Origin of the sequence: Curtobacterium sp. PhB142 (assembly GCF_004341255.1) — a bacterium.
Classification (GTDB): Bacteria; Actinomycetota; Actinomycetes; order Actinomycetales; family Microbacteriaceae; genus Curtobacterium.
Map to the genome: position 1 here is coordinate 81,772 of NZ_SLUT01000002.1, position 21,412 is coordinate 103,183.

The following is a 21,412-nucleotide window of genomic DNA, read 5'->3' on the forward strand; positions in this document are numbered from 1 at the left end:
TTCCCATCGCGGGCGTTCTGGGAAGGACCGAACACGCGAGGATGGGCCAGCACACACGGAGCACGACCGAGAGGACCCGATGGCTCGCCTGACAGCGGCACCCGTCGTCGCGCAGACCCCGACACGCGGCAACGCTGCGCGCGTCCTCCGCCTGGTGCACGAGGACGGTCCCATCACCCGCGCCGAGATCACCCGACGCACCGGACTCAACCGGTCGACCACGCTCACGCTCGTCGGTGAACTGGTGGAGCGCGGACTCGTGCACGAGGACGTCCCTGCAACGGGAGGCACGACCGGCGGCACGGGAGGCACGACGAGCGGCGCGACCGCAGGCGTCGGCCGTCCGAGCCCCGTCGTTCGTGCTGCCGCCGAGGTGGTCGCCGTCGCCGTCACGGTCGAGGTGGACGCCGTCACCGTCGCGTTGGTCGGGCTCGACGGCAGCGTGCGCGACCGTGCGGTGGCGTCGAGTCGCTCGGCCCCGACCGCTGCCCAGGCAGTCGAGACCATCGCCGGACTCCTGGACGAGCTGGTCGCCGGGGACGCCGCACCCGCCCGGATCGCCGGCATCGGCGTCGCCGTGCCCGGGACCGTGCGGGTCGAGGACGGCGTGGTCCGCTCCGCGCCCCACCTGGGCTGGCACGACGAACCGATCGCCCGTCCCCTCGCCGAGCGCACCGGCCTGCCGGTCCGTGCGACGAACGACGCGAACTCCGGTGCCTGGGCGGAGCGCCTGTACGGCAGCGGCCGCGGAGTCGACGACCTGATCTACCTCAACGGCGGCGCGAGCGGTATCGGCGGCGGTGTCATCAGCGCCGCCCGGCCCCTCAGCGGCGCGGACGGCTACGCCGGCGAGCTCGGCCACACGTTCGTCGCGGCGAACGGTGTCCGCTGCCACTGCGGGGCCGTCGGGTGCCTCGAGACCGAGGCCTCGCGCGACGCCCTCGTCGCGGCGGCCGGTGTCGCCCCGGACGACCCGTCCGCGCTCGCCGCGGTGCTCGCGCAACGCCGACCCGAGGTCGAGCGGGTGGTCGACCGCCAGGTGACGGCGCTCGCCACCGCGCTCCGCAACGCGATCCACACCGTCAACCCCGAGGTGGTCGTCCTCGGCGGGTTCCTCGGGGTGCTGCTCGAGCACGTCGGCGACCGCATCGAGGTCGAGGTCCGCGCCCAGTCGATGGCCGCCGTGACCGAACGGCTGCGGATCGCTCCGGCGGCGCTCGGTGCCGACGTGCTGCTCCGCGGTGCCGCCGAACTCGGGTTCCGTGACCTGCTGCGCGACCCGACGGCAGCCCGGCTCGTCCCGAGGCCAGCTCCAGCCGACTCCACGACCACCCACACGCCCGACCGCTCCACCACCCACACGCCCGACCGCTCCACCACCCCCACGTCCGACCGCGACGCCGCGGCCGAGGAAGCGAGAACCCCATGACCTCCATCCAGCGCCAGCGCACCAGCGTGCTGCTCGGGACCCAGGACCTGACCGTCGAGGACCGCCCCGTGCCCGAGGTCGAACCGGGCGACGTGCTCGTCCGGGTCGCCGCCGTCGGGGTGTGCGGCTCCGACGTGCACTACTACCGCCACGGCCGCATCGGGGACTTCGTCGTCGAGGAGCCCCTCGTCCTCGGCCACGAGCTGTCCGGCACGATCACCGCCGTCGGGGCGGGCGTCGACCCCGCCCGCGTCGGGGAGCGCGTCGCCGTCGAACCGCAGCGCCCGTGCCACCGCTGTGCGCAGTGCCTGGCCGGCCGCTACAACCTCTGCCCGCACATGCGCTTCTACGCGACCCCGCCGGTCGACGGCGCCTTCGCCGAGTTCGTCACGATCGAGGCCGAGTTCGCCCACGTGCTGCCCGACTCCGTCTCGTTCGAGGCCGGTGCCCTGCTCGAACCGCTGTCCGTCGGGATCGCCGCGGTCCGCAAGGCCGGCATCGTCCCCGGCTCCTCGGTGCTCATCGCCGGTGCCGGTCCGATCGGGATCATCTGCGCCCAGGCGGCGCGGGCCTTCGGCGCCACCCGGATCGTCATCAGTGACCTGGTCCCCGAGCGCCGGGAGCGTGCGTTGCAGTACGGCGCCACCGAGGTCGTCGACCCGACCGTGGTGTCCGTCGCCTCGGACATCGCACCGGTCGACGCGTTCATCGACGCCAGTGGTGCTCCCCGAGCCGTCTCCGACGGCATCAAGGCCGTCGGACCGGCCGGCGCCGCAGTGCTCGTCGGGCTCGGCAACTCCGAGATGACCCTGCCCGTCGAGCACATCCAGAACCTCGAGGTCACGGTCACCGGGATCTTCCGCTACACCGGCACGTGGCCCGTCGCGATCGGCCTGGTCGCCTCTGGACAGATCGACCTCGACTCGCTCGTGACGGGTCGGTTCGGCCTCGACGAGGTCCGCGAGGCACTCGAGAGCGACACCGACCCGGAGTCCCTCAAGTCGGTCGTCTACCCCGGCGGCGTGCCCGCCTGAGCCGGCGTGCGCGACGCGCGCCGGGTGCTGGACACCGCACAGGGCGGACGGGAGGCCCGTGGCCAGGCCGCCACGCGCCTCCCGACCGCCACGTGACCCGGAACGGGGCCACCGGTGCGTCACCGGGACGCGCTACGGTTCGCGCATGACCGCTTCACCGGCCGCCGTCGTGCCGCAGCGCACCGACCGGCGCGCGCTCGTGTCCTGGGCGCTGTGGGACTGGGGGTCCGCGGCGTTCAACGCCGTCGTCACCACGTTCGTGTTCAGCACGTACCTGGCCAGCCGGGCGTTCGTCGACCCGGCGAAGGTGGCCGACACGTCCGCCGCGGGCACGGCGTTGGTGGAACGCGAACTCGCCCACAACGCCGCGGTGGTCTCCACGGCCCTGACGATCGCCGGCATCGTCGTCGCGCTCGTGGCCCCGGCGATCGGGCGCCTCGCTGACTCGTCCGGGCACCGCCGCCGGTCCGTGCTCATCGCCACGATCGGCATCGTGCTGTCCATCGGCGGCATGGTCTTCGTCGCACCGAGCCAGCCGTACCTGGTGCTCGGGGCGGCGCTGCTCGGCATCGGCACGGTCGCGTACGAGATCGCGAGCGTGGGCTACAACGCCATGATCGGGCAGGTCGCGTCAGGGGAGCGCACCGGACGGGTGTCCGCGATCGGGTGGGCCGCCGGGTACTTCGGCGGCATCGTGCTGCTCGTACTGCTGCTCGTGCTCTGCATCCAGGACTTCCGCGGCGACGGCGTCGTCGGCGGACTCCTGCAGCTGCCGGCCACCGTCGCGACCGGGCAGTGGGACGTCCGCGTCGCCATCGGCATCGCCGCCGTGTGGCTCGCGGTCAGCTCGATCCCGCTCTTCGTCGTCGTGCCCGAGGCCGCGCCCGACCACCGGCACACCGGCGGCGTGTTCGGTGCCTACCGCGACCTGGGTCGGGACATCGCCCGGCTCTGGCGCGAACGGCGGAACGTACTCGCGTTCCTGGTCGCCAGCGCGGTGTTCCGCGACGGCGTCGGCGCGGTGTTCACCTTCGGCGGGATCATCGCGGCGCAGGTGTTCGGGTTCAGCGCCTCGCAGGTCATCCTGTTCGCCATCGCCGCGAACGTCGTCGCCGGCGTCGCCACCTTCGTGTCCGGACGGCTCGACGACCGCTTCGGCTCGCGCGCGCTCATCATGGTGTCGCTGATCGGCCTCGCTGCCTGCGGGCTCGGCGTCCTGGCGGTCGGCAGTCGGACGGAGTGGTTCTGGGTGCTGGGGCTGACCCTGGCGTTGTTCGTCGGACCGGTGCAGTCGTCGTCGCGGGCGTACCTGGCGCGGCTGGCGACCCCCGGCCGCGAGGGCGAGCTCTTCGGCCTCTACGCCACCACCGGCCGGGCGGCGTCGTTCCTGGCGCCGGCGCTGTTCGGTGTCGCAGTGACGGTCGGCGGCTCGACGCGCTTCGGGATCCTCGGGATCGTGGTGGTGCTCGTCGTGGGGCTGGTGCTCATGGCGTTCGTGAAGGCCGAGCCGCGGGTGCTGCGCGCGTAGGTGTTCGGGTGTAGCTGGTCGTTTCGGGCGTAGCTGGTCGTTTGTTCCGGCCAGGTACGCCCGATCCCGCTTTCCATCCCGAGGTCGATGGGAAGGAACGTCACCGGTGCGGTTGTGCGCACGGTTCTGCACAGGGCCGCGGTTCCACCGGACTCCGCGGCGCGGGTGCGCCAGGATGGACCCATGACCGACCAGCGCATCGCCGTCGTCGTCCTCGCCGCCGGGCAGGGCACGCGCATGAAGTCGTCCACCCCCAAGGTGCTGCACCGGCTCGCCGGGCTGCCGCTCATCGCGCACGTCCTGCGGACGGCGTCGTCCCTGGGGCCGGAGCACGTGGCCGTGGTCGTGCGGCACGAGCGTGACCTGGTCGCAGCGGAGATCACCGAGCGCGCGCCCGACGCCATCATCGTCGACCAGGACGACGTCCCCGGCACCGGCCGTGCGGTCGAGGTCGCGGTCCAGGCGCTCCCCACCGACTTCGACGGTGCCGTCGTGGTGCTCTCCGGCGACGTCCCGTTGCTCGACGCGGCGTCGCTCCGCCTGCTCGTCGACGCCCACGCCGGAGGGGGAAACGGTGCGACCTTCGTCAGTGCGATCGCCCCGGACCCGACCGGCCTCGGACGGATCGTGCGGGGTGCTGACGGCGCGTTCGTCGGGGTCGTCGAGCACAAGGACGCGACCGCCGAACAGCTGGCCATCGTCGAGGCGAACGCGGGCATCTACGCGTTCGACGTGACGCGTCTCCGGGCGGTCCTGCCGTCGCTCACCACGGCGAACGCGCAGGGCGAGAAGTACATCACCGACGCCCCCGCGCTGATCAGTGCGCGAGGCGGGCGCATCGACGTGGTCACCCTGACGGACCCGTGGCTCGTCGCCGGCATCAACGACCGCGCGCAGCTGTCCGACGCCGCCCGCGAGCTCAACGCCCGCATCGTCCGCCGACACCAGCTCGCCGGCGTCACCGTGCAGGACCCGGCCACCACCTGGATCGACCTCGACGTCTCGATCGAAGCGGATGCCGAGGTCCTGCCCGGCACCCAGCTCCTCGGCGCGACCGCCATCGCCGCCGGTGCCGTCGTCGGGCCGGACACCACCTTGCGCGACACCGAGGTGGGCGCCGGCGCGACGGTGAACCGGGTCGACGCCACCCTCGCGGTCATCGGTGACGGTGCCTCGGTGGGGCCGTTCGCGTACCTGCGTCCGGGCACGATCCTGGGCGACCATGGCAAGATCGGCACCTTCGTCGAGACGAAGAACGCGAAGATCGGGCGCGGCAGCAAGGTCCCGCACCTGTCGTACATCGGCGACGCCGAGGTGGGCGAGGACTCGAACATCGGTGCGAACACGATCACCGCGAACTACGACGGCGTGCACAAGCACCGCACCGAGGTCGGCTCGCACGTTCGTACAGGCTCGCACAACGTGTTCGTCGCCCCGGTTAGGATTGGTGACGGTGCGTACACGGGTGCCGGAACGACGGTCCGCAAGGACGTCCCGGCCGGATCGCTCGCGATCAGCTACGCCCCACAGCGCAACACCGACGGATGGGTCGAGGAACACCGACCCGGCACACCGGCGGCCGAGGCTGCTCGGCACGCGAACGGCGAATAGATCCTGGCGACCACCGGTCGTCGACATCGACCCCACACGGGTCAGGGAGTGAGCACCGCACTTGTCCGGAATCAAGACAACCGGCCAGAAACGACTCGTCCTCGTCTCGGGGCGAGCACACCCGGCGCTCTCCGCCGAGATCGCAGAGGAACTCGGTGTCGACCTGGTCCCCACCGATGCCCGGACCTTCGCGAACGGTGAGCTGTACGTCCGGTTCGACGAGTCGGTCCGCGGGTGCGACGCGTTCGTCATCCAGTCGCACACGGCGCCGATCAACGAGTGGCTCATGGAGCAGCTCATCATCGTCGACGCGCTGAAGCGTGCCTCGGCCAAGCGCATCACCGTCGTCGCGCCGTTCTACCCGTACGCCCGTCAGGACAAGAAGGGCCGCGGCCGCGAGCCGATCTCGGCCCGCCTGGTCGCCGACCTGTTCAAGGCCGCGGGCGCGCACCGCATCATGAGCGTCGACCTGCACGCCGCCCAGATCCAGGGCTTCTTCGACGGCCCGGTCGACCACCTCTTCGCCATGCCGGTGCTGCTCGAGCACTTCCGCGAGATCCTCGACCCGTCGATGCTGACGGTCGTGTCGCCCGACATGGGGCGCGTCCGCGTCGCCGACATCTGGTCCGAGAAGCTCGGCGCACCCCTCGCCATCATCCACAAGCGTCGCGACCCGCTGGTCCCGAACCAGGTCACGGTCCACGAGATCGTCGGCGATGTCTCGGGCCGCTGGTGCCTGCTCGTCGACGACCTGATCGACACCGGGCGCACGATCGCGAAGGCAGCTGAGGCGTTGAAGGCTGCCGGTGCGATCGGCGTCGTCGTCGCCGCGACCCACGCCGTGTTCTCCGACCCGGCCACCGAGCTGCTGCAGAGCGAGTTCATCGACCGTGTCGTCGTCACCGACACCCTGCCGGTGCCCGTCGAGAAGCGCTGGGACCGTCTCGAGATCCTGCCGATCGCCCCGCTCCTTGCCCGCGCCATCCACGAGGTCTTCGACGACGGGTCCGTCACGTCGATGTTCGACGGCGCAGCGTAGCGGAGCCGTCGAACCATGGGCACAGCCGGCGGCGCGTCACCGTCTCGTCGACGTGACGTGTCTGCGGACCGTTGGTGACCCATCCCGCGCGTGACGCCCTCGCGGCCCGGCTCCGGGCCGCGGGGAGTGTCTTCGCCGAGGACGAAGCCGACCTGCTGCTCGAAGCAGGCGACGGTGAACCCGTCCGGCTGCGTTCCCTGGTCCAGCGTCGCCTCGCCGGTGAGCCGCTCGAGTACGTCCTCGGCTGGGCCGCCTTCGACGGACACCGCATCCGGGTGACCCCTGGGGTGTTCGTCCCCCGTGCCCGGACGACCGTCGTCGTCGAGCAGGCTGCCCGTCGGTTGCAGCGCTACGACCGCGTGGTCGACCTGTGCTGCGGCGCCGGTGCGATCTCGGTGGCGTTGTTCGGCCGGGTCGGCGCGCTCGACCTCGTGGCCACGGACGTCGACCCGGATGCCGTCGACGTCGCGGCCGAGAACATCGGCGACCGTGGGATCGTCGTCGCCGGCGACCTGTTCGCGCCGCTGCCGGACCGGTTCCGCGGCGCCGTCGACGTCATCGCGGTGAACGCCCCCTACGTCCCGACGGCGTCGATCGCGATGATGCCGGTCGAAGCGCGCGAGCACGAGCACCGTGTGGCCCTCGACGGTGGCGCGGACGGCCTCGACCTGCACCGGCGGATCGCCGCGGGAGCGGGGGAGTGGCTGTGCCCCGGTGGTTCGGTCGTGATCGAGGTGTCGGTGGCGCAGGCAGATGCGTCGGTCGCGGCGTTCGTGTCCGCCGGGTTCACGGCCGTGGTCGAGCAGGACGACGAGGTCGACGGCACCTGCGTCGTCGCGACGCTCCCCGTCTGACCCGACGAGTCTGACCCGACGAGTCTGACCCGACGACCCGACCCGCACGAGTTCGACCCGCACGGGCTCGACCCGCGCGAGTTCGGCCGGCGCCTGGTTCGCCGACCGGTCGCGACACGCCGCTCAGGTCCGCCGAGGTCGCACAGACGGCCGTTCGAACGCTCGACATGCCGAGATCTCGGAACCTCGACGACCAGCGGACGGCGTGCCGCACGGCCCCACCCGACGCCCCCGACCCCGCCCCCGAACCGCTCCGGCCAGCGCTACTTCGCGTCGACCGTCACCGATGCCCAGCCTGAAGCCCCGTTCGGCGCGGGCGGCCGCTCGACGCTCGTCTGTACCTCGCCGTCGGCGCTCACGGCACGGACCTCGATCCGGTGCGACCCCGCGGTCGGCGTCCACCGCAGCACCCACTGGCGCCAGGTGTCCGCGGACACCGACTCGGCGAGTTCTGCCTGCTGCCACGCACCCGAGCCGACCCGGACCTGCACGGCCTTCACCCCGGTGTGCGGCTGCCAGGCGACCCCGGCGATGGCGACCTGCTCACCGACGGTCACGGTCGTCCCGTTCCGCGGGGTGTCGATGCGCGACTCGAGCTTCACGGGCCCGCGTTCCGACCATCCGCGCGGCGTCCAGTAGCCCTGCGCATTGGCGAAGCGCGTGACCTCCATCTCGGTCACCCACTTCGTCGCCGACACGTACCCGAACAGCCCGGGCACGACCATCCGTGCCGGGAACCCGTGCTCGGTCGGCAGCGGTTCGCCGTTCATGCCGATGGCGAGCAGCGCGTCGGTGCCCTCGTCCTGCAGGACGTCCAACGGCGTCCCGGCGGTGAACCCGTCGATGCTGCGGGACAGCACCATGTCGGCGTCCCCGGTCGGCTTCGCGCGGGCCAGCAGCTCCCGGATCGGGTACCCGAGCCAGAGCGCGTTGCCGATCAGGTCGCCGCCGACCTCGTTGGACACGCAGCTCAGGGTGGCCATGTGCTCTTCCAGCGGCAGGGCCAGCAGCTCGTCCCACGTCAGCGTGATCTCGTTCTCGACGGCGCCGTGGACGCGCAGGCTCCAGTCACCCGGATCGATGGAGGGGACGCGCAGCGCGGTGTCGATCCGGTAGAAGTCGGCGTTCGGTGTGACGTACGGCGTGATCCCGTCGACGTCGAGCGAGGCGCCGCCCGGCACGGCCGGTGCGGGCGTCGCCGCCGCGGGCAGGCGCACGGCTCGTCGGGCAGCGGCGACCGCCTGCATCGCGGACGACCCCACCCGGGAGGCCGTGCCCACCGCGACCGCGACCGCTGCGGTCGCGGCACCCCAGACCAGGAACGCGCGGCGCTCGGTCGAGGCAGGTCGCGGTGACGCCGACGGGACGGCCGCTGCGGCCTCCCAGCGCCGGAGCCGACGGAGCAGCAGTCGCAGGGTGATCACGGCGGCTGCCACGCCGAACACGGTGGGAGCGCCGTCGAACGTGCCGCTGCCGGAACGGGTGCTCACCGCGATGAGCGCGAGCACGCCGCCGACGGCGAAGACCAGTGCCCCGAAGGGCGGCCGAGCGCGCTCGAGGACCCCGGCCCCGGCGCTGATCGCGGCGACGATGACGGTCATGAGCGCGAACAGTGCGACCTTGTCGCCGGTGCCGAACAGGGCGACCATCAGGTTCTTGGCCCCGGCCGGTGCGAGGTCGATCACGGCGGACCCGACGGCCACCAACGGGCTGCCGGCACCACCGAGGAGCAGCGCCCCGAACTCGGCGATCCCGAGGAAGGCGGCGGCGGCCACGAGACCGACGGCCGCAGCGAGGACCACGGGCCGACGGAGCGGCGCTCCGTCAGGGCGTTCGTCCGTCGATGGGTCGTCCGGCGTCGGGACGTCCGTGGTGCGTTCGGTGGTCACCGCCCGAGCGTAGGTCGCCTGGCCGCTCGTCGGCTGTGCGTGCGGTTCCCCGGGCGTTCACCGACCCCGGCCAGCACCTGCCGATCGGGCCGTGCGAGGATCGGGGTGTGCCGAGGCGTCCAGATCCAGTTCCGCGCCCCGGCCGCGCCCGCCGATCCGACCGCACGCCGATGTCGGCCGCGCAGCGCCTGTCCACGTTGCGGTGGGTGATCGTGGGCATCTGGGCGGCGCTCCTCACCGCACGGATCATCGTCGTCGCGACGGCGCCCGACGTGGACCTGTCCTGGTTCGGGATCGTCGAGTTCGGTGCGATCGCGCTGGGCGTCACGGTCATCGTGGTCGCGGTCTTCCGTGCCGCTGCGGTACGTCGCCGGCACGCTGACGAGGCCCTCGCGCTCGCCATCCGCCGCATCGACCCCACGGTCTGGCTCGTGCCGGCGGCTCCGACGACCGAACTGCGCGACGCGATCGCCGAGGTCCGGCCGGAGGTGAGCCTCGGTGCCCGTGTGACGTGGGCGTTCGGGGCGACCGAGGCCTCCCTGTGGGAACTCGACGACCGCAAGGCCACACGGTTGCTCGTGGTCCGGTGGAGCCGGGTGGTGCACGTCGGGATCGAGGACGTCCACGGCGACGGTGACCGCGCCGATGCCCGTCGGGCGTGCGCGGTCGCGATCCACTACGTCCGGCCGGACGACACCCCGGCGGTCGCGACCTTCTTCGTGCGGACGGCTCCCGGGTCCCGTCGGCTGCTCGGCCGCGGGCAGCGGCTGGACCGGCTCGTCGCCGACCTCGCGCGCGAGCGCATCGTCGCCTGAACCGAGCGCATCGTCGTGACCGAGCGCACTGCTGTCGGACGTGGGAAGGGCCCCGCCGATCGGCAGGGCCCTTCGAGGGTGCGGTCGTGCCGCGGTCTAGTGGGTGGACGGTTCCTGGTCGACCTCGCGGCGGTCGTCGTCGGACCACAGCGTGTGGAAGGTGCCGTCCTTGTCGATGCGCTGGTAGGTGTGCGCGCCGAAGAAGTCGCGCTGCCCCTGGATGAGCGAGGCGGGCAGCCGCTCGGAGGCGAGCGAGTCGAAGTAGGACAGCGCCGACGAGAAGCCCGGCGCGGGGATCCCCGACGCGGCGGCGATCCCGACGATGCGGCGCCAGGCGGCTTCACCCTCCTGTACGGCGTTCGCGAAGTACGGGTCGACGAGCAGTGACTCGAGCTCCGGGTTCTTGTCGTACGCCTCGACGATGCGGTTGAGGAACTGGGCACGGATGATGCAGCCGCCCCGCCAGATCTTCGCCACGTTGCCGAGGTTGATGTCCCAGCCGTACTCCTTCGCCCCGGCGATGATCAGGTCGAAGCCCTGCGCGTAGGCGACGACCTTCGAGGCGTAGAGCGCCGCGCGGACGTCGTCCTCGAAGCCGTCGGGGACCTCGGCGATGTCGGGCCGGTCCGGGAACGCCTGCTGCACCGCGGCACGTTGCGACGGCTTCGACGACACTGCGCGGGCGAACACCGCTTCGCCGATGCCGGAGACCGGGATGCCGAGTCCGACCGCGTTCTGCACGGTCCACACGCCGGTGCCCTTGGAACCCGCTTCGTCGCGGATGACGTCGACGAGGGGCTTGCCGGAGTCGGCGTCGCGCTGCTTCAGGACCTCGACCGTGATCTCGATGAGGTAGGACTCGAGGTCGCCGCCGTTCCACTCCTGGAACACCTTGACCAGGTCCTCGACGGAGAGCCCGCCGACGCGGCGGAGCAGGTCGTAGGACTCGGCGATGAGCTGCATGTCGGCGTACTCGATGCCGTTGTGCACCATCTTGACGAAGTGGCCGGCGCCGTCGGTGCCGATGTGGGTCACGCAGGGCTCGCCCTCAGCGACCGCCGCGATCGACTTGAGGATGGGGCCCAGGGTCTCCCAGGCTTCCTTCGAGCCGCCGGGCATGATCGACGGCCCCTTGAGCGCGCCCTCTTCACCACCGGAGATGCCCGTGCCGACGAAGTTGAGGCCCTGCTCGCGCAGGTCGTGCTCACGCCGGATCGTGTCGTGGAAGTTGGCGTTGCCGCCGTCGACGATGATGTCGCCTTCCTCGAACTTCTCGGCGAGCTGCGAGATCACGGCGTCGGTGCCCTTGCCGGCCTGCACCATGATGATCGCCGTGCGCGGCTTCGAGAGCGAGGCGACGAAGCCGTCGATGTCCTCGGACGCGATGAAGCCGGCGTCGCCGTGCTCCTTGATGAGTTCTTCGGTGCGGGCGTAGGTGCGGTTGTACACCGCGACCGTGTTGCCCTCACGCGACGCGAGGTTGCGTGCGAGGTTCGACCCCATGACGGCGAGGCCGATGACCCCGATGTTCGCCTGACCAGTGCTGTCTGCCACGTCGTCTCCTTTGTCCGGACGTGACACCAACCTACGGTCGGCGCCCTGGGACCGCACGGGTGTTACGGCAACTGGGGACCACTGTTCACCCCGTCAATACTGTGGAGGGATGACCGACACCGCTGTCCTCCCACCCGTCCTCGTCATGGGCGTCTCCGGTTCCGGCAAGTCCACGATCGGGCAGGCGCTCGCCGACGCGCTCGCCGAGCAGGGCCAACCGACCGTGTTCGTCGACGCCGACGACCTGCACCCGGCCGCGAACAAGGAGAAGATGCGGCAGGGCATCCCCCTCACCGACGACGACCGCTGGCCGTGGCTCGACGCCTGCGCCACGCGGATCGCCGCCGTCGAGGCGTCCGGGAGTCGCTGCGTGATGGCCAACTCGGCCCTCAAACGCGTCTACCGCGATCGGCTCCGGCAGTCGGCTCCGGGCCTCGTCATCGCGTTCCTGGACGGCTCGCACGATCTCATCGCCGAGCGGCAGGCGAACCGGCACCACGAGTACATGCCGTCGTCGCTGCTCGACTCCCAGTTCGCGACGCTCGAACGGCCGCAGGCCGACGAGGCCGCCGTCGACGTCTCCATCGACGGGCCGGTCGACGACACGGTGACGACGATCCTCGCGGCGCTGTCGGTCACTTCCGGCTGAGCCTCACTTCTCCACAGTGAAGTCCTCGCAAGGGATCGTCCACAACCTCTCTCAGACCTTCCCCCGGCGGAGAAGCGACCGCGCAACACTCGGATCATGACAGTGAACAATCCAGTGACAGGTCGCATCAAGCCGCCACGCGTCGACCCCACCATCGAGATCGACGTCGACGCCTCGAGCGAAGGGACGCCGGTCGGTGCTGCTGATCGATGACCGTGGTATCAACTGTGATACCGTCCTGCGCATGGCCATGACCCTTCGACTGGACGATGCCGAGGCGGCTGCGCTCCGAACCCGGGCCGACCTCGAAGCCCGATCGATGCAGGACATCGCGCGGGAAGCGATCCGCGAGTACATCGAGCACCACAGCCGACGTGACCTCATCGACGGGGTCCTCGACCGCGAGTTGCCGAACTTCGCCGAGGCGCTCGAGCGACTCGGACGATGATCCACCTGACGATCGACGAAGCGCTGCACATCGCTCGGCGGACGTTGGGGCCGGACTTCGTCATCCGAGATGCTGGACTCCTCGAGGCCGCGGTGGCCCGACCAGCGACCTCGGTCGGTGGACGCGACGCCTATCCGTCGTTGCTCGAGAAGGCGGCAGCGCTCGTGCACTCCGCGGTTCGGAACCATGCACTCGTCGACGGCAACAAGCGCCTGGGGTTGATGCTGCTGGTGGTGTTCCTCGGGGTCAACGGGCTTCGGTTGCGCGCGACGAACGACGAGGCGTACGAACTGATCATCGCCATCGCCGAGGGGGAGTTGGACGCGGTTGCGGACATCTCCGCGGTGCTGCAATCGCTGGTTGCTGAAGCCTGAACGACGGCTTCAGCGGATGGCACCGCCGGCTGAGGCACCTCACCGCCGCTTCGCGCGGATGGCAGCGTGCGGCCGCTGTCCCTGATCGACCCGGGCCCGGACGTCCACCACGTCGAACCCGTGGTCCTCGAGGACCTCCGCCAGCGCGCCCGTCGGCCACCGGTACGCCGTGACGACCGCGTGGTCGAAGGACTCGATCGAAGGCCCCTCGACGAACCCGACCAGCAGGCCGCCGCCCGGCCGGAGCACCCTGCGGAACTCGGCGAAGACCTCGCCGACGCAGGACGGATCGTGGTGGATCACGGAGTATCAGGCGAGCACCCCGTCGACGCTGCCGTCGTCGAGACCGGTGGACTCGATCGCGCCCAGGCGGAAGTCGACGCCGTCGTGCGCACGTCGTGCGTGCTCGACGAAGGGTGTGACCGCGTCGATGCCGATCACTGCGTGCCCACGATCCGCCAGGTGTGCGGCCCAGTGCCCCGGCCCGCACCCTGCGTCGAGGATGCGAGCACCGGATCCCGACGCCCAGGCCTCGACCTGTGTCCGGTCCTCGTCCTGGACGGCCGACATCGATCCGAGGACCTCCGCGTACTCGCCCGCACGGTCGCCGTACGCAGCGGTCACGTCGAGGTCCATCGTCCGACCGTACCGGCGCCGGTGGCAACGGACGGCAACAGTCGCCGTCGGCACCTCGGACGAGTTGCATGGACCGCATGTCGTCCAGGGGACTCGGCGTCGTGGCCGGGGCAGAACTGACCGAGGTGGTCCGCCGCGCGGGCGCGGACCACGTGGAGCCGACGATCGCCGGCAACCTCGCGGTCCGCGACGGAACGGGGTGGCGGCGGAACGAGGTCTACGCCGGCCAGCGGTTCCCGTCCTTCGCCGTCCTGGTGCCCGGCGACCTCCCGCTGCTGACCACGGAGCTCGGGACGGTCCGGTCGTACTTCGAGTCGGTCCTGCCGATCGTGCGGTCGGTCGCGGAACCGGGCGCGACGATCGTCTTCGGGTCGGGGACCGCTCGGAACGCTCCCGACGGCATGGCGGGCGACGACGCCCTGCGCCGGTTCGGCGAGGTGGTCCGGACCGCACGCGATGTGGCCGCCGCGAACGACCTGCGCATCGTGGTGGAACCCCTGAGCCGCGCGGAGACGAACGTCCTGCACACGGTCGATGCGACGGTGACCTTCCTCGACGGTGCAGCCCTCGGCGGCGTCGGTGTCGTCGCCGACCTGTTCCACATCCGGAACGAGGGCGAGTCGTTCGAGGTCCTGCGGCGCCACGGCGACCGGATCGGACACGTCCACCTCAGCGACCCGGACCGTCGGCCACCCGGCACGGTCGACGACGTCTGGCACGAGTTCCTCGCCGCCGTGCACGACGGCGGGTACCGGGGCGCCGTCTCGCTCGAGTGCCGGTGGGCGCTCGACGCCGAGACCGCCGAAGCCGAGATCCGTTCCGCGCTGGAACGCGTCCGTCGGGCCGGTGCCATGCTCGTGCCATGACCATCGAGGTGCGTCCGGCCACGGTGTTCGACGACGTCCGGACGATGGTCGGCCCGAAGCGTCCGGACGCGAACGTCTGCTGGTGCCTCAGCTACCGCATCCCGTCCGCCGAGAACCAGTCGCTGCGCGGGACGGCTCGTGGCGACCGGGTGCAGGAGCTGCTCGCACAGGACGTCCCGCCTGGGGTCCTCGCCCACGACGGTGACGAGGTCGTGGGGTGGGCGGGTGTGCACCCGCGGGTCGACACCACCTTCGCCCGGAACCGGAGGATCCCGCACCTCGGCGAACCGGACGACGACACCGTGTGGAGTGTGTGGTGTCTGCGCGTCCGGCCGGGGCACCGTGGCGAGGGCATCTCGCACGCCCTGCTCGCCGGGGCCGTGGACTTCGCCCGCGACCACGGAGCACGTTCGGTCGAGGGGTACCCGGTGGACAACGGCGGCGCGAAGGTCGACCTGACGATGGCTTACGTCGGCACCCGCGGGGTGTTCGAGCGGGCGGGGTTCCAGCACGCGGCGGACACGACGTCCGTGCTCGACGGGTTCCCCCGCGTGCTCATGCAGCGCACGGTGCACCCCCGCCGCGCTCGTCCGGCTACAGCTTGAACGTCGCCCGCGGGATGTCGGACACGATCCGCCCCGCGGTGCGGACGGCGTCCTCCTCCGAGATCTCGTGCGTGACGACGAGTGACGCCAGGTGCGCCGCGTCCGCTCGCCGCGCCATGTCGTGCCGCGCGGGGATGGAGCAGTACGCCCGGGTGTCGTCGATGAACCCGGAGGTCTTCGTGAACGACGCCGAGTCGGTGATCGCGGAACGGTAGCGGCCGATCGCCGCCGGGGTGTCGATGAACCACCAGGGTGCTCCGGCGTACACGGCGGGGTAGAAGCCGGCGAGCGGGCCGATCTCGCGCGAGAAGACGGTCTCGTCGACGGTGAACAGCACGAGGTGGAAGCCCGGCGCGGTGCCGAAGGACTCCAGGAGCGGCCGCAGCGGCGTGGTGAAGGAGCCGACGGCGGGCAGGTCGTGGCCGGTGTCCGGGCCGAAGCGTTCGAGCGTCGGTGCGTGGTGGTTCCGGATGACGCCGGGGTGCAGCTGCATGACGAGGCCGTCCTCGACGCTCATCTCGGCCCAGCGGTAGAGCATGTCGTGCCGGTACGCGGTGGCGTCCGCCTCGGAGACGGAAGACGGGTCGCGGAGCGCCTCGGCGTGGATACGCTCGCGCGACGTGGCGGACAACGGCGACGATCCGGCGTCGAGCACCCCGGTGTCCGTGGCCGTCGCGCCGTGCTCGATGAAGTGCTGGCGACGTGCGCGGAGTGCTGCCAACAGCCCTGCGTGGGTACCCGTGTCGATGCCGGCGGCCTCGCCGACGGACGCGACCACGGGCCTCCAGTCCGGCCGCGACGGGTCGAACACGGCGTCCGCGCGGAACGTGGGGACCACCCGGCCGGTGAACGTGGGGTCGGCGGCGAGCTGCGCGTGCGCGGCGAGGTCGTCGGCGGGGCCGTCGGTGGTGGCGAGGACCTCGATGCCGAAGGTGTCGAACAGCGCGCGCGGGCGGAAGGCGGGGGAGGCCAGCAGGCCAGCGATGTGGTCGTACTGGGCGTCGGCGTTCGCCGCCGACGGCTGCTCCGTCAGTCCGAAGACGTCGTGCAGCTCGGTCTCGAACCAGTAGCGGACGGGGGTGCCGAGGAAGTCGTCCCAGTGGTCCGCCAGGTTCCGCCAGATGGCGCGACCGGGAGGCACGGGGCTGGTCCCCGACCGGTCCGCGCGTCCCAGCGCGGCCAGGTCCACCCCGTTCGCGTGCAGCAGGCGGAGCACGTAGTGGTCGGGCGTGATGAGCAGCGACGCGGGGTCGCTGAACGGCTGGTCGGCGGCGATGAGCGCCGCGTCGACGTGGCCGTGCGGGGAGATGATCGGTGCGTCCTTGACCGCGTCGTAGACGGTCCGTGCCACCTGGCGTGCACCGGGGTCGGCGGGGAGCAGCCGGTCGGGGTGCGGGGCGAGACGGGTGGCGGTGCTGGTCTGGGTCATCATCGACTCCTTCGGGGAACGGCCGGGACGGCGGGGAACGGGAGAACGGCGGGGAAGGGCGTGCGCCGGCGTCAGGCGGGCGCGGGACCCGTCGACTCCCGGACGGTCAGGTGGGTGGGCAGTGCGACGGCGCCGGTCATGTGCTCACCGGGCAGCTCGTCGGCGGGGATCGCACCGAGCCGGCCGAGCAGCATCCGGATCGCGACCCGGCCGGCGCGTTCGATCGGCGAGGTCATGGTGGTGAGCGGCGGGTTGCAGAAGTCGGCACCGAAGATGTCGTCGCAGCCGACGATGCTCATGTCCTCGGGGACGCGGACGCCCCGTTCCCGCAGCCGCGCGAGCATGCCGATCGCGATCAGGTCGTTGAAGGCGATGCAGGCCGTGGCCCCGGCGTGCACGGCGGCGTCGGCGGCTGCGGCTCCGGAGTCGACGAACGGCGCGTGCGGCCCGATGCGGGCGACGCGGACCCCGAGGCGCTTCGCGACGCGCACGAGCGCCTTCCACCGGCGTTCGTTCGACCACGAGCTGTCCGGACCGGCGACGTAGAGCACGTCGCGGTGGCCCAGGGAGACGAGGTGCTGCACGGCCTGCTCGACGCCGCCGGGGGTGTCGATGAGCACCGAGGGCACCCCGGCGGGGCGACGGTTGACGACGACGAGGGGGATCCGTTCGGCGAACCGGGCGATCTGGGCGTCGGACAGCCGTGAGGCGGTGAGGACGACGCCGTCGGCCTTCGCGCCGATCGAGCTCAGGGTGGCGAGCTCGGCGTCGGCGGACTCCTCGGTGTCGACGAGCAACTGCGTCCACCCGGCGCCGGCGAGCTGGTGCTGCGTACCGCGGATGACGTCGAAGTAGAACGGGTTCGTGATGTCGGAGACGAGCACGGCGACGGCCCGGGTGCGGCCGGACGTCAGGGCGCGTGCCTGCGAGTTGGCGACGTAGCCGAGTTCGCGGGCCGCGCGTTGGATGCGCTCCTGCGTGGTGTGGTTCACGCGGTCGGGCAGCGAGAGTGCGCGGGACACGGTCGACGGGGCCACGCCGGTCGCGTCGGCGATGTCCCGGATGGTCACGCGCCGGGCGGCGCTGAAACCGGCGCCGGCGCTCGTGTCGGCGCTCGCGTCGGATCGCGTGCCGAGGCCGCTGCCGGCGCCGGAGACGTCGATGTCTGTGTCGCTCACGAGGCCGAACGTATTCGCGTCTGGCAACAAGTGGCAACCGGTTGCCGGATGTTGCCAACGGCGGAACAGTGGTGCCACCGGGCAGCGCCGCCCGGAGGAGGTCTCGAGGAGGAAGCCCCCGGATGAACAGAACACGGCTGAAGCCCCGCACCCTCGTCGGTGCCGTCGCGGTGATCGCCCTCGCCGCTCTCTCCCTGCAGGGCTGCGCCGTCGTGAACGGCAGCGGCGACGACCCGAACACCCTCCGCGTGATGATGGGCGCGGACACCACGTACCCCAAGGAGCGCAAGCAGTGGCAGCAGGACACCGCTGCCGAGTTCAAGCGCACCACCGGTGCGGACATCCAGTGGGAGACCTACTCGTCCGCGCAAGAGGAGTTGACCGCGATCCAGACCAGCGTCATCTCCGGCCAGGGCCCCGACGTCTACGCCATCGGCACCACGTTCACCCCCACCGCCTACGCCACCGGTGCCTTCGTCGAGATGGGATCGAAGGAGTGGAACGCCATCGGCGGCAAGGACCAGTTCGACCCGGCCTCGTTCGGCATCTCGGGGCCGAGCGACTCGAAGCAGATCGGGATCCCGTTCGCCAGCCGTCCGTTCGTGATGGCCGTCAACAAGGACCTGCTCGCGAAGGCCGGCATCACCGACATGCCGACCACGTGGGATGAGCTGACCGAGGACGCGAAGGCCACCACCGGTGACGGTCGGCACGGCCTGGCGATCGCCTACGCCGACGGCTTCGACCCGTGGAAGTTCGTGTGGGGCATGGCGCAGAACGCCGGCAACACCATCGTCGACGGTTCGAAGGCCGAGATCGACAGCGACGCCGTCGAGAACGCGTACCGGACCTACTTCGACTGGGTCACGAAGGACGGCGTCGTCGACAAGGCCGCGATCGGCTGGAACAACGCGCAGGCCCTGGCCCAGTTCACCGAGGGCAAGGCCGCGTTCTTCCCGATGACGACCACCACCGCGATCAACTCGTTCAAGGACACCAAGGTCGACGGCAAGTACGAGTTCGCCCTGCTCCCCACCGTCCCGCCGGGGGCCAGCAAGCGCCCGGCCGACGGCATCGAGGCCGCGAGCATCCTGTCCGGCGACAACTGGGTCGTGGCCGACTACGGCACGAAGCAGCAGCTGTCCTTCGACTTCGTCAAGCAGCTCAGCGCACCGAAGGCGCAGCTCGAGTACTACGACCTGTTCGGCAACCTGCCGACCAACGCGTCCGCCGCCTCTGACCTGGCAGCAGACAACCCGCAGCTCAAGCCGATCATCGACGCGGGCCGCCTGTCGAAGCCCACCGCCTTCACCGGCGCCTGGTCCGACATCCAGCTCGCCCTGGTCGACGTGGTCGTGCAGTCGATCCCGTCGCTCAAGAGCGGCGAGGTCACCGACGACCAGCTCCGCAAGCGCCTGCAGGACGCCCAGAAGGACGCCCAGTCCACCCTCGACCGTCAGAAGAACGGAGGTCTGTGATGACCAGCATCCAGACCAGACCGCCGCAGCGCACGGAGCAGACGGTCCGCCCGCACGGCACGACGCCGCTGTACAAGAAGGAGCGTCCGCTCTGGATGCTCATCCCCGGCGGGGTCCTCATGCTCGCCGTCATCGTGGTGCCGCTCCTGGTGGGCTTCTACATCGCGATGCTCGACCTGGACCAGTACACGCTGCGGCAGTGGTTCAGCGCCCCCTTCATCGGCTTCGCGAACTTCACCGAGGCCTTCACGAACTCGCCCCTGCTCCACTCGATCTGGATCTCGGTGTCGCTGTCCGTCCTGGTCACCGCGGTCACCGTGCCGATCGGCGTCGCGGCGGCGATCTCGACGCAGAACCGGTTCCCGGGGCGCGGCCTCGTCCGGTCGATCTACCTGATCCCCTACGTGCTGCCCGCGTTCGTCGTCGGCACGTTCTTCCGCACGATGCTGCAGCCGCAGGGCGTCGTGAACTCGATCCTGCACACCGACGTGCTCTGGCTGAACGGCTCCGCGTCGTACTGGGCGCTGGCCGGCGTGATGATCTGGACGAGCTGGCCGTTCGTCTACCTGCTGTCGCTCGCCGGACTGCAGGCCGTGGACAACGAGGTGCACGAGGCCGCCGCGCTCGACGGGGTGACCTGGTGGGCGAAGCTCCGCTACATCATCTTCCCGTACCTGCGCGGGCCGCTCAGCCTGGCGGTGATCATCGCGATCCTGCACAACATCAACAACTTCACCCTGCCGTTCGTGCTGTTCGGCATCCCGCTGCCGTCGAGCGTCGAGGTCATGCCCGTCCTGACGTACATCGCGAGCTTCCAGTCGTTCCGCTTCGGTCTGTCCGCGGCCATGGCGATCTGCTCCCTCGTGATCGTCGCCATCCCGCTGTTCGTCTACCTGCGAGCCGTCAAGCTCGACACCGGTGACGACGCGGGCCCCAACCGGAAGCAGCGCCGCGCCGACCGCGCCACGCTCGCCGCCGCCCCGACCGCCGCCGACATCGACGGAGCACGAGCATGAGCGCCCAGAGCACATCCTTCGCCGGCACCACCCGGACCCGCCCGACGTCGACCCTGACCGAGAGCATCACCGCACCCGGTCGACGCCACAAGCGCCCCTACGACACCGACGTCACCCGGCTCCTGCCCCGCTGGCTGCTCATCGTGGTGATCGCGATCATCATCGCGTTCATCGCCGTCCCGGTCCTGTACATCCTGTTCGGCTCGGTGAACTCGGACGTCGCGGTCGCCCGCGGCGAGTACTTCCCGTCCGAGTTCACGCTGTCGAACTACGTCGAGATCTGGTCGACGGTCGCCCTGGGCGAGGGGCTGGTCAACTCGATGCTCACCGCCGGCGCGGTCGCCATCGCGAGTGCGGCGCTCGCCGTGTCCACCGCGTACGTGCTGGTCCGGTTCCGGTTCCTCGGCCGCCTGACCATCCTGCGTGGGCTCCTCGCGCTGCAGTCGATCCCGGGCACGCTCCTGCTGCTGCCCGTGTTCGTGGTGTTCTCGAACATCGCCAGTGCCACGGGCGTGCAGATCATCGGCACCCGCTGGGGTCTGTTCGTCACCTACCTGACGTTCGCCCTGCCGTTCTCGACCTGGGTGATGGTCACCTACCTGCGTGGTCTGCCCAAGGAACTCGAGGAGGCCGCCCGCATCGACGGCGCCTCGAGCACGAAGATCCTGACGAAGATCGTCCTGCCGCTGTCGTGGCCCGGCATCGTCGTCTCGGCGATCTTCGCCTTCCTGCTCGGCTGGAACGACGTCCTGTTCTCCACGATCATGACGACCCCGAACACCCGGACGGTGGCCGTGGTCCTGCAGGTGCTCGGCACCGCGCAAGAGGGCGGTGCTGTCCCGATCTACGGCCAGATGATGGCCGCCTCGATCGTCTGCGCCGTGCCGGTCGTCGCCCTGTACCTCATCTTCCAGCGCTACCTGGTGGGCGGTCTGACGGCCGGCTCCGTCAAGTGAGCGCGGCAGTCACCGCAACCCAGA

Annotated in this window: 21 protein-coding genes; 15 read left to right on the forward strand and 6 right to left on the reverse strand. The window is 71.0% G+C overall.

Features of this window, described 5'->3' with window-relative positions; all coding sequences use genetic code 11:
- Positions 1-79 precede the first annotated feature (79 nt).
- From EDF31_RS03805 to EDF31_RS03830, 6 genes are all read left to right on the forward strand, one after another.
- A complete protein-coding gene (locus tag EDF31_RS03805) occupies positions 80-1,429 on the forward strand; it encodes an ROK family transcriptional regulator (RefSeq protein ID WP_131845257.1) in 1,350 nt (449 codons plus the stop codon).
- A complete protein-coding gene (locus EDF31_RS03810; protein WP_123294705.1) occupies positions 1,426-2,463 on the forward strand; it encodes an NAD(P)-dependent alcohol dehydrogenase in 1,038 nt (345 codons plus the stop codon). The genes EDF31_RS03805 and EDF31_RS03810 overlap by 4 nt, the downstream gene beginning before the upstream one ends.
- A 145-nt stretch (positions 2,464-2,608) precedes the next feature.
- Positions 2,609-3,991 (forward strand): MFS transporter, encoded by a 1,383-nt coding sequence (locus EDF31_RS03815; RefSeq protein ID WP_131845258.1) that lies wholly within the window; start codon positions 2,609-2,611, stop codon positions 3,989-3,991.
- A 183-nt stretch (positions 3,992-4,174) separates the two neighbouring features.
- Positions 4,175-5,602 (forward strand): bifunctional UDP-N-acetylglucosamine diphosphorylase/glucosamine-1-phosphate N-acetyltransferase GlmU, encoded by a 1,428-nt coding sequence (gene glmU, locus EDF31_RS03820; RefSeq protein ID WP_131845259.1) that lies wholly within the window; start codon positions 4,175-4,177, stop codon positions 5,600-5,602.
- A gap of 61 nt (positions 5,603-5,663) precedes the next feature.
- Complete coding sequence (locus tag EDF31_RS03825) at positions 5,664-6,641, forward strand: ribose-phosphate diphosphokinase (RefSeq protein WP_123294708.1); 978 nt, start codon at positions 5,664-5,666, stop codon at positions 6,639-6,641.
- Between the two features lie 74 nt (positions 6,642-6,715).
- Positions 6,716-7,495, forward strand: a complete 780-nt coding sequence (locus tag EDF31_RS03830) for a putative protein N(5)-glutamine methyltransferase (protein WP_243649840.1) — start codon at positions 6,716-6,718, stop codon at positions 7,493-7,495.
- Between the two features lie 263 nt (positions 7,496-7,758).
- On the opposite strand, the gene EDF31_RS03835 is transcribed toward EDF31_RS03830, so the two are convergent.
- Entirely contained in the window at positions 7,759-9,384 is a 1,626-nt protein-coding gene (locus EDF31_RS03835) for a molybdopterin-dependent oxidoreductase (RefSeq protein ID WP_131845261.1), read from the reverse strand.
- Between the two features lie 170 nt (positions 9,385-9,554).
- Here EDF31_RS03835 and EDF31_RS03840 point away from each other — a divergent pair, with 170 nt between their 5' ends.
- Entirely contained in the window at positions 9,555-10,199 is a 645-nt protein-coding gene (locus EDF31_RS03840; protein ID WP_123294712.1) for a hypothetical protein, read from the forward strand.
- 96 nt (positions 10,200-10,295) lie between these two features.
- Here the strand turns inward: EDF31_RS03840 and gndA are convergent, their stop codons facing one another.
- Positions 10,296-11,753 carry an NADP-dependent phosphogluconate dehydrogenase gene (gndA, locus tag EDF31_RS03845; RefSeq protein ID WP_131845262.1) on the reverse strand — a complete coding sequence of 486 codons (1,458 nt, stop codon included), beginning with the start codon at positions 11,751-11,753 and terminating at the stop codon, positions 10,296-10,298.
- Between the two features lie 109 nt (positions 11,754-11,862).
- On the opposite strand from gndA, the gene EDF31_RS03850 reads away from it, so the two are divergent.
- The 3 genes from EDF31_RS03850 to EDF31_RS03860 all read left to right on the forward strand — a co-directional run bounded on the left by EDF31_RS03850 (position 11,863) and on the right by EDF31_RS03860 (position 13,224).
- Positions 11,863-12,402, forward strand: a complete 540-nt coding sequence (locus tag EDF31_RS03850; RefSeq protein WP_131845263.1) for a gluconokinase — start codon at positions 11,863-11,865, stop codon at positions 12,400-12,402.
- A gap of 244 nt (positions 12,403-12,646) precedes the next feature.
- Positions 12,647-12,850, forward strand: coding sequence for a ribbon-helix-helix protein, CopG family (locus EDF31_RS03855; protein ID WP_185002705.1), 204 nt, complete (start codon positions 12,647-12,649; stop codon positions 12,848-12,850).
- Positions 12,847-13,224 (forward strand): type II toxin-antitoxin system death-on-curing family toxin, encoded by a 378-nt coding sequence (locus tag EDF31_RS03860; RefSeq protein ID WP_123340626.1) that lies wholly within the window; start codon positions 12,847-12,849, stop codon positions 13,222-13,224. Before EDF31_RS03855 ends, EDF31_RS03860 begins: the two co-directional genes overlap by 4 nt.
- Before the next feature lie 39 nt (positions 13,225-13,263).
- Here EDF31_RS03860 and EDF31_RS20275 read toward each other — a convergent pair whose 3' ends face one another.
- A complete protein-coding gene (locus EDF31_RS20275) occupies positions 13,264-13,527 on the reverse strand; it encodes a hypothetical protein (RefSeq protein ID WP_243649841.1) in 264 nt (87 codons plus the stop codon).
- A gap of 6 nt (positions 13,528-13,533) precedes the next feature.
- The gene (locus tag EDF31_RS20280) at positions 13,534-13,860 is read right to left on the reverse strand and encodes a class I SAM-dependent methyltransferase (RefSeq protein WP_243649842.1); all 327 of its coding nucleotides are present in this window, start codon (positions 13,858-13,860) and stop codon (positions 13,534-13,536) included.
- A 77-nt stretch (positions 13,861-13,937) separates the two neighbouring features.
- Here EDF31_RS20280 and EDF31_RS03870 point away from each other — a divergent pair, with 77 nt between their 5' ends.
- On the forward strand, positions 13,938-14,726 hold the full coding sequence (locus EDF31_RS03870) for a sugar phosphate isomerase/epimerase family protein (protein WP_165901320.1): 789 nt from the start codon (positions 13,938-13,940) through the stop codon (positions 14,724-14,726).
- Complete coding sequence (locus EDF31_RS03875; protein ID WP_131845265.1) at positions 14,723-15,331, forward strand: GNAT family N-acetyltransferase; 609 nt, start codon at positions 14,723-14,725, stop codon at positions 15,329-15,331. Before EDF31_RS03870 ends, EDF31_RS03875 begins: the two co-directional genes overlap by 4 nt.
- Here the strand turns inward: EDF31_RS03875 and uxaC are convergent.
- Entirely contained in the window at positions 15,321-16,760 is a 1,440-nt protein-coding gene (gene uxaC / locus EDF31_RS03880; protein ID WP_131845266.1) for a glucuronate isomerase, read from the reverse strand. The two genes, EDF31_RS03875 and uxaC, sit on opposite strands and share 11 nt — an antisense overlap.
- Before the next feature lie 71 nt (positions 16,761-16,831).
- Positions 16,832-17,830, reverse strand: a complete 999-nt coding sequence (locus EDF31_RS03885; protein WP_111084911.1) for a LacI family DNA-binding transcriptional regulator — start codon at positions 17,828-17,830, stop codon at positions 16,832-16,834.
- A gap of 230 nt (positions 17,831-18,060) precedes the next feature.
- Between EDF31_RS03885 and EDF31_RS03890 the strand changes: the two genes are divergently transcribed.
- The 3 genes from EDF31_RS03890 to EDF31_RS03900 are packed head-to-tail and all read left to right on the forward strand — an operon-like array spanning position 18,061 to position 21,388.
- Positions 18,061-19,416, forward strand: a complete 1,356-nt coding sequence (locus EDF31_RS03890; protein WP_131845267.1) for an extracellular solute-binding protein — start codon at positions 18,061-18,063, stop codon at positions 19,414-19,416.
- Positions 19,416-20,432, forward strand: a complete 1,017-nt coding sequence (locus EDF31_RS03895; protein WP_131845268.1) for a sugar ABC transporter permease — start codon at positions 19,416-19,418, stop codon at positions 20,430-20,432. The genes EDF31_RS03890 and EDF31_RS03895 overlap by 1 nt, the downstream gene beginning before the upstream one ends.
- On the forward strand, positions 20,429-21,388 hold the full coding sequence (locus tag EDF31_RS03900; RefSeq protein ID WP_165901164.1) for a carbohydrate ABC transporter permease: 960 nt from the start codon (positions 20,429-20,431) through the stop codon (positions 21,386-21,388). The genes EDF31_RS03895 and EDF31_RS03900 overlap by 4 nt, the downstream gene beginning before the upstream one ends.
- The last annotated feature ends 24 nt before the right edge of the window (positions 21,389-21,412 follow it).

What these genes read in the sequence shown, in the direction of transcription:
- EDF31_RS03805 (WP_131845257.1), top strand. Translation starts at nt 80, where the DNA reads ATGGCTCGCCTGACAGCGGCACCCGTCGTCGCGCAGACCCCGACACGC.
- EDF31_RS03810 (WP_123294705.1), top strand. Translation starts at nt 1,426, where the DNA reads ATGACCTCCATCCAGCGCCAGCGCACCAGCGTGCTGCTCGGGACCCAG.
- EDF31_RS03815 (WP_131845258.1), top strand. Translation starts at nt 2,609, where the DNA reads ATGACCGCTTCACCGGCCGCCGTCGTGCCGCAGCGCACCGACCGGCGC.
- glmU (WP_131845259.1), top strand. Translation starts at nt 4,175, where the DNA reads ATGACCGACCAGCGCATCGCCGTCGTCGTCCTCGCCGCCGGGCAGGGC.
- EDF31_RS03840 (WP_123294712.1), top strand. Translation starts at nt 9,555, where the DNA reads ATGTCGGCCGCGCAGCGCCTGTCCACGTTGCGGTGGGTGATCGTGGGC.
- EDF31_RS03850 (WP_131845263.1), top strand. Translation starts at nt 11,863, where the DNA reads ATGACCGACACCGCTGTCCTCCCACCCGTCCTCGTCATGGGCGTCTCC.
- EDF31_RS03855 (WP_185002705.1), top strand. Translation starts at nt 12,647, where the DNA reads ATGGCCATGACCCTTCGACTGGACGATGCCGAGGCGGCTGCGCTCCGA.
- EDF31_RS03860 (WP_123340626.1), top strand. Translation starts at nt 12,847, where the DNA reads ATGATCCACCTGACGATCGACGAAGCGCTGCACATCGCTCGGCGGACG.
- EDF31_RS20280 (WP_243649842.1), bottom strand. Translation starts at nt 13,860, where the DNA reads ATGGACCTCGACGTGACCGCTGCGTACGGCGACCGTGCGGGCGAGTAC.
- EDF31_RS03870 (WP_165901320.1), top strand. Translation starts at nt 13,938, where the DNA reads ATGTCGTCCAGGGGACTCGGCGTCGTGGCCGGGGCAGAACTGACCGAG.
- EDF31_RS03875 (WP_131845265.1), top strand. Translation starts at nt 14,723, where the DNA reads ATGACCATCGAGGTGCGTCCGGCCACGGTGTTCGACGACGTCCGGACG.
- uxaC (WP_131845266.1), bottom strand. Translation starts at nt 16,760, where the DNA reads ATGACCCAGACCAGCACCGCCACCCGTCTCGCCCCGCACCCCGACCGG.
- EDF31_RS03890 (WP_131845267.1), top strand. Translation starts at nt 18,061, where the DNA reads ATGAACAGAACACGGCTGAAGCCCCGCACCCTCGTCGGTGCCGTCGCG.
- EDF31_RS03895 (WP_131845268.1), top strand. Translation starts at nt 19,416, where the DNA reads ATGACCAGCATCCAGACCAGACCGCCGCAGCGCACGGAGCAGACGGTC.
- EDF31_RS03900 (WP_165901164.1), top strand. Translation starts at nt 20,429, where the DNA reads ATGAGCGCCCAGAGCACATCCTTCGCCGGCACCACCCGGACCCGCCCG.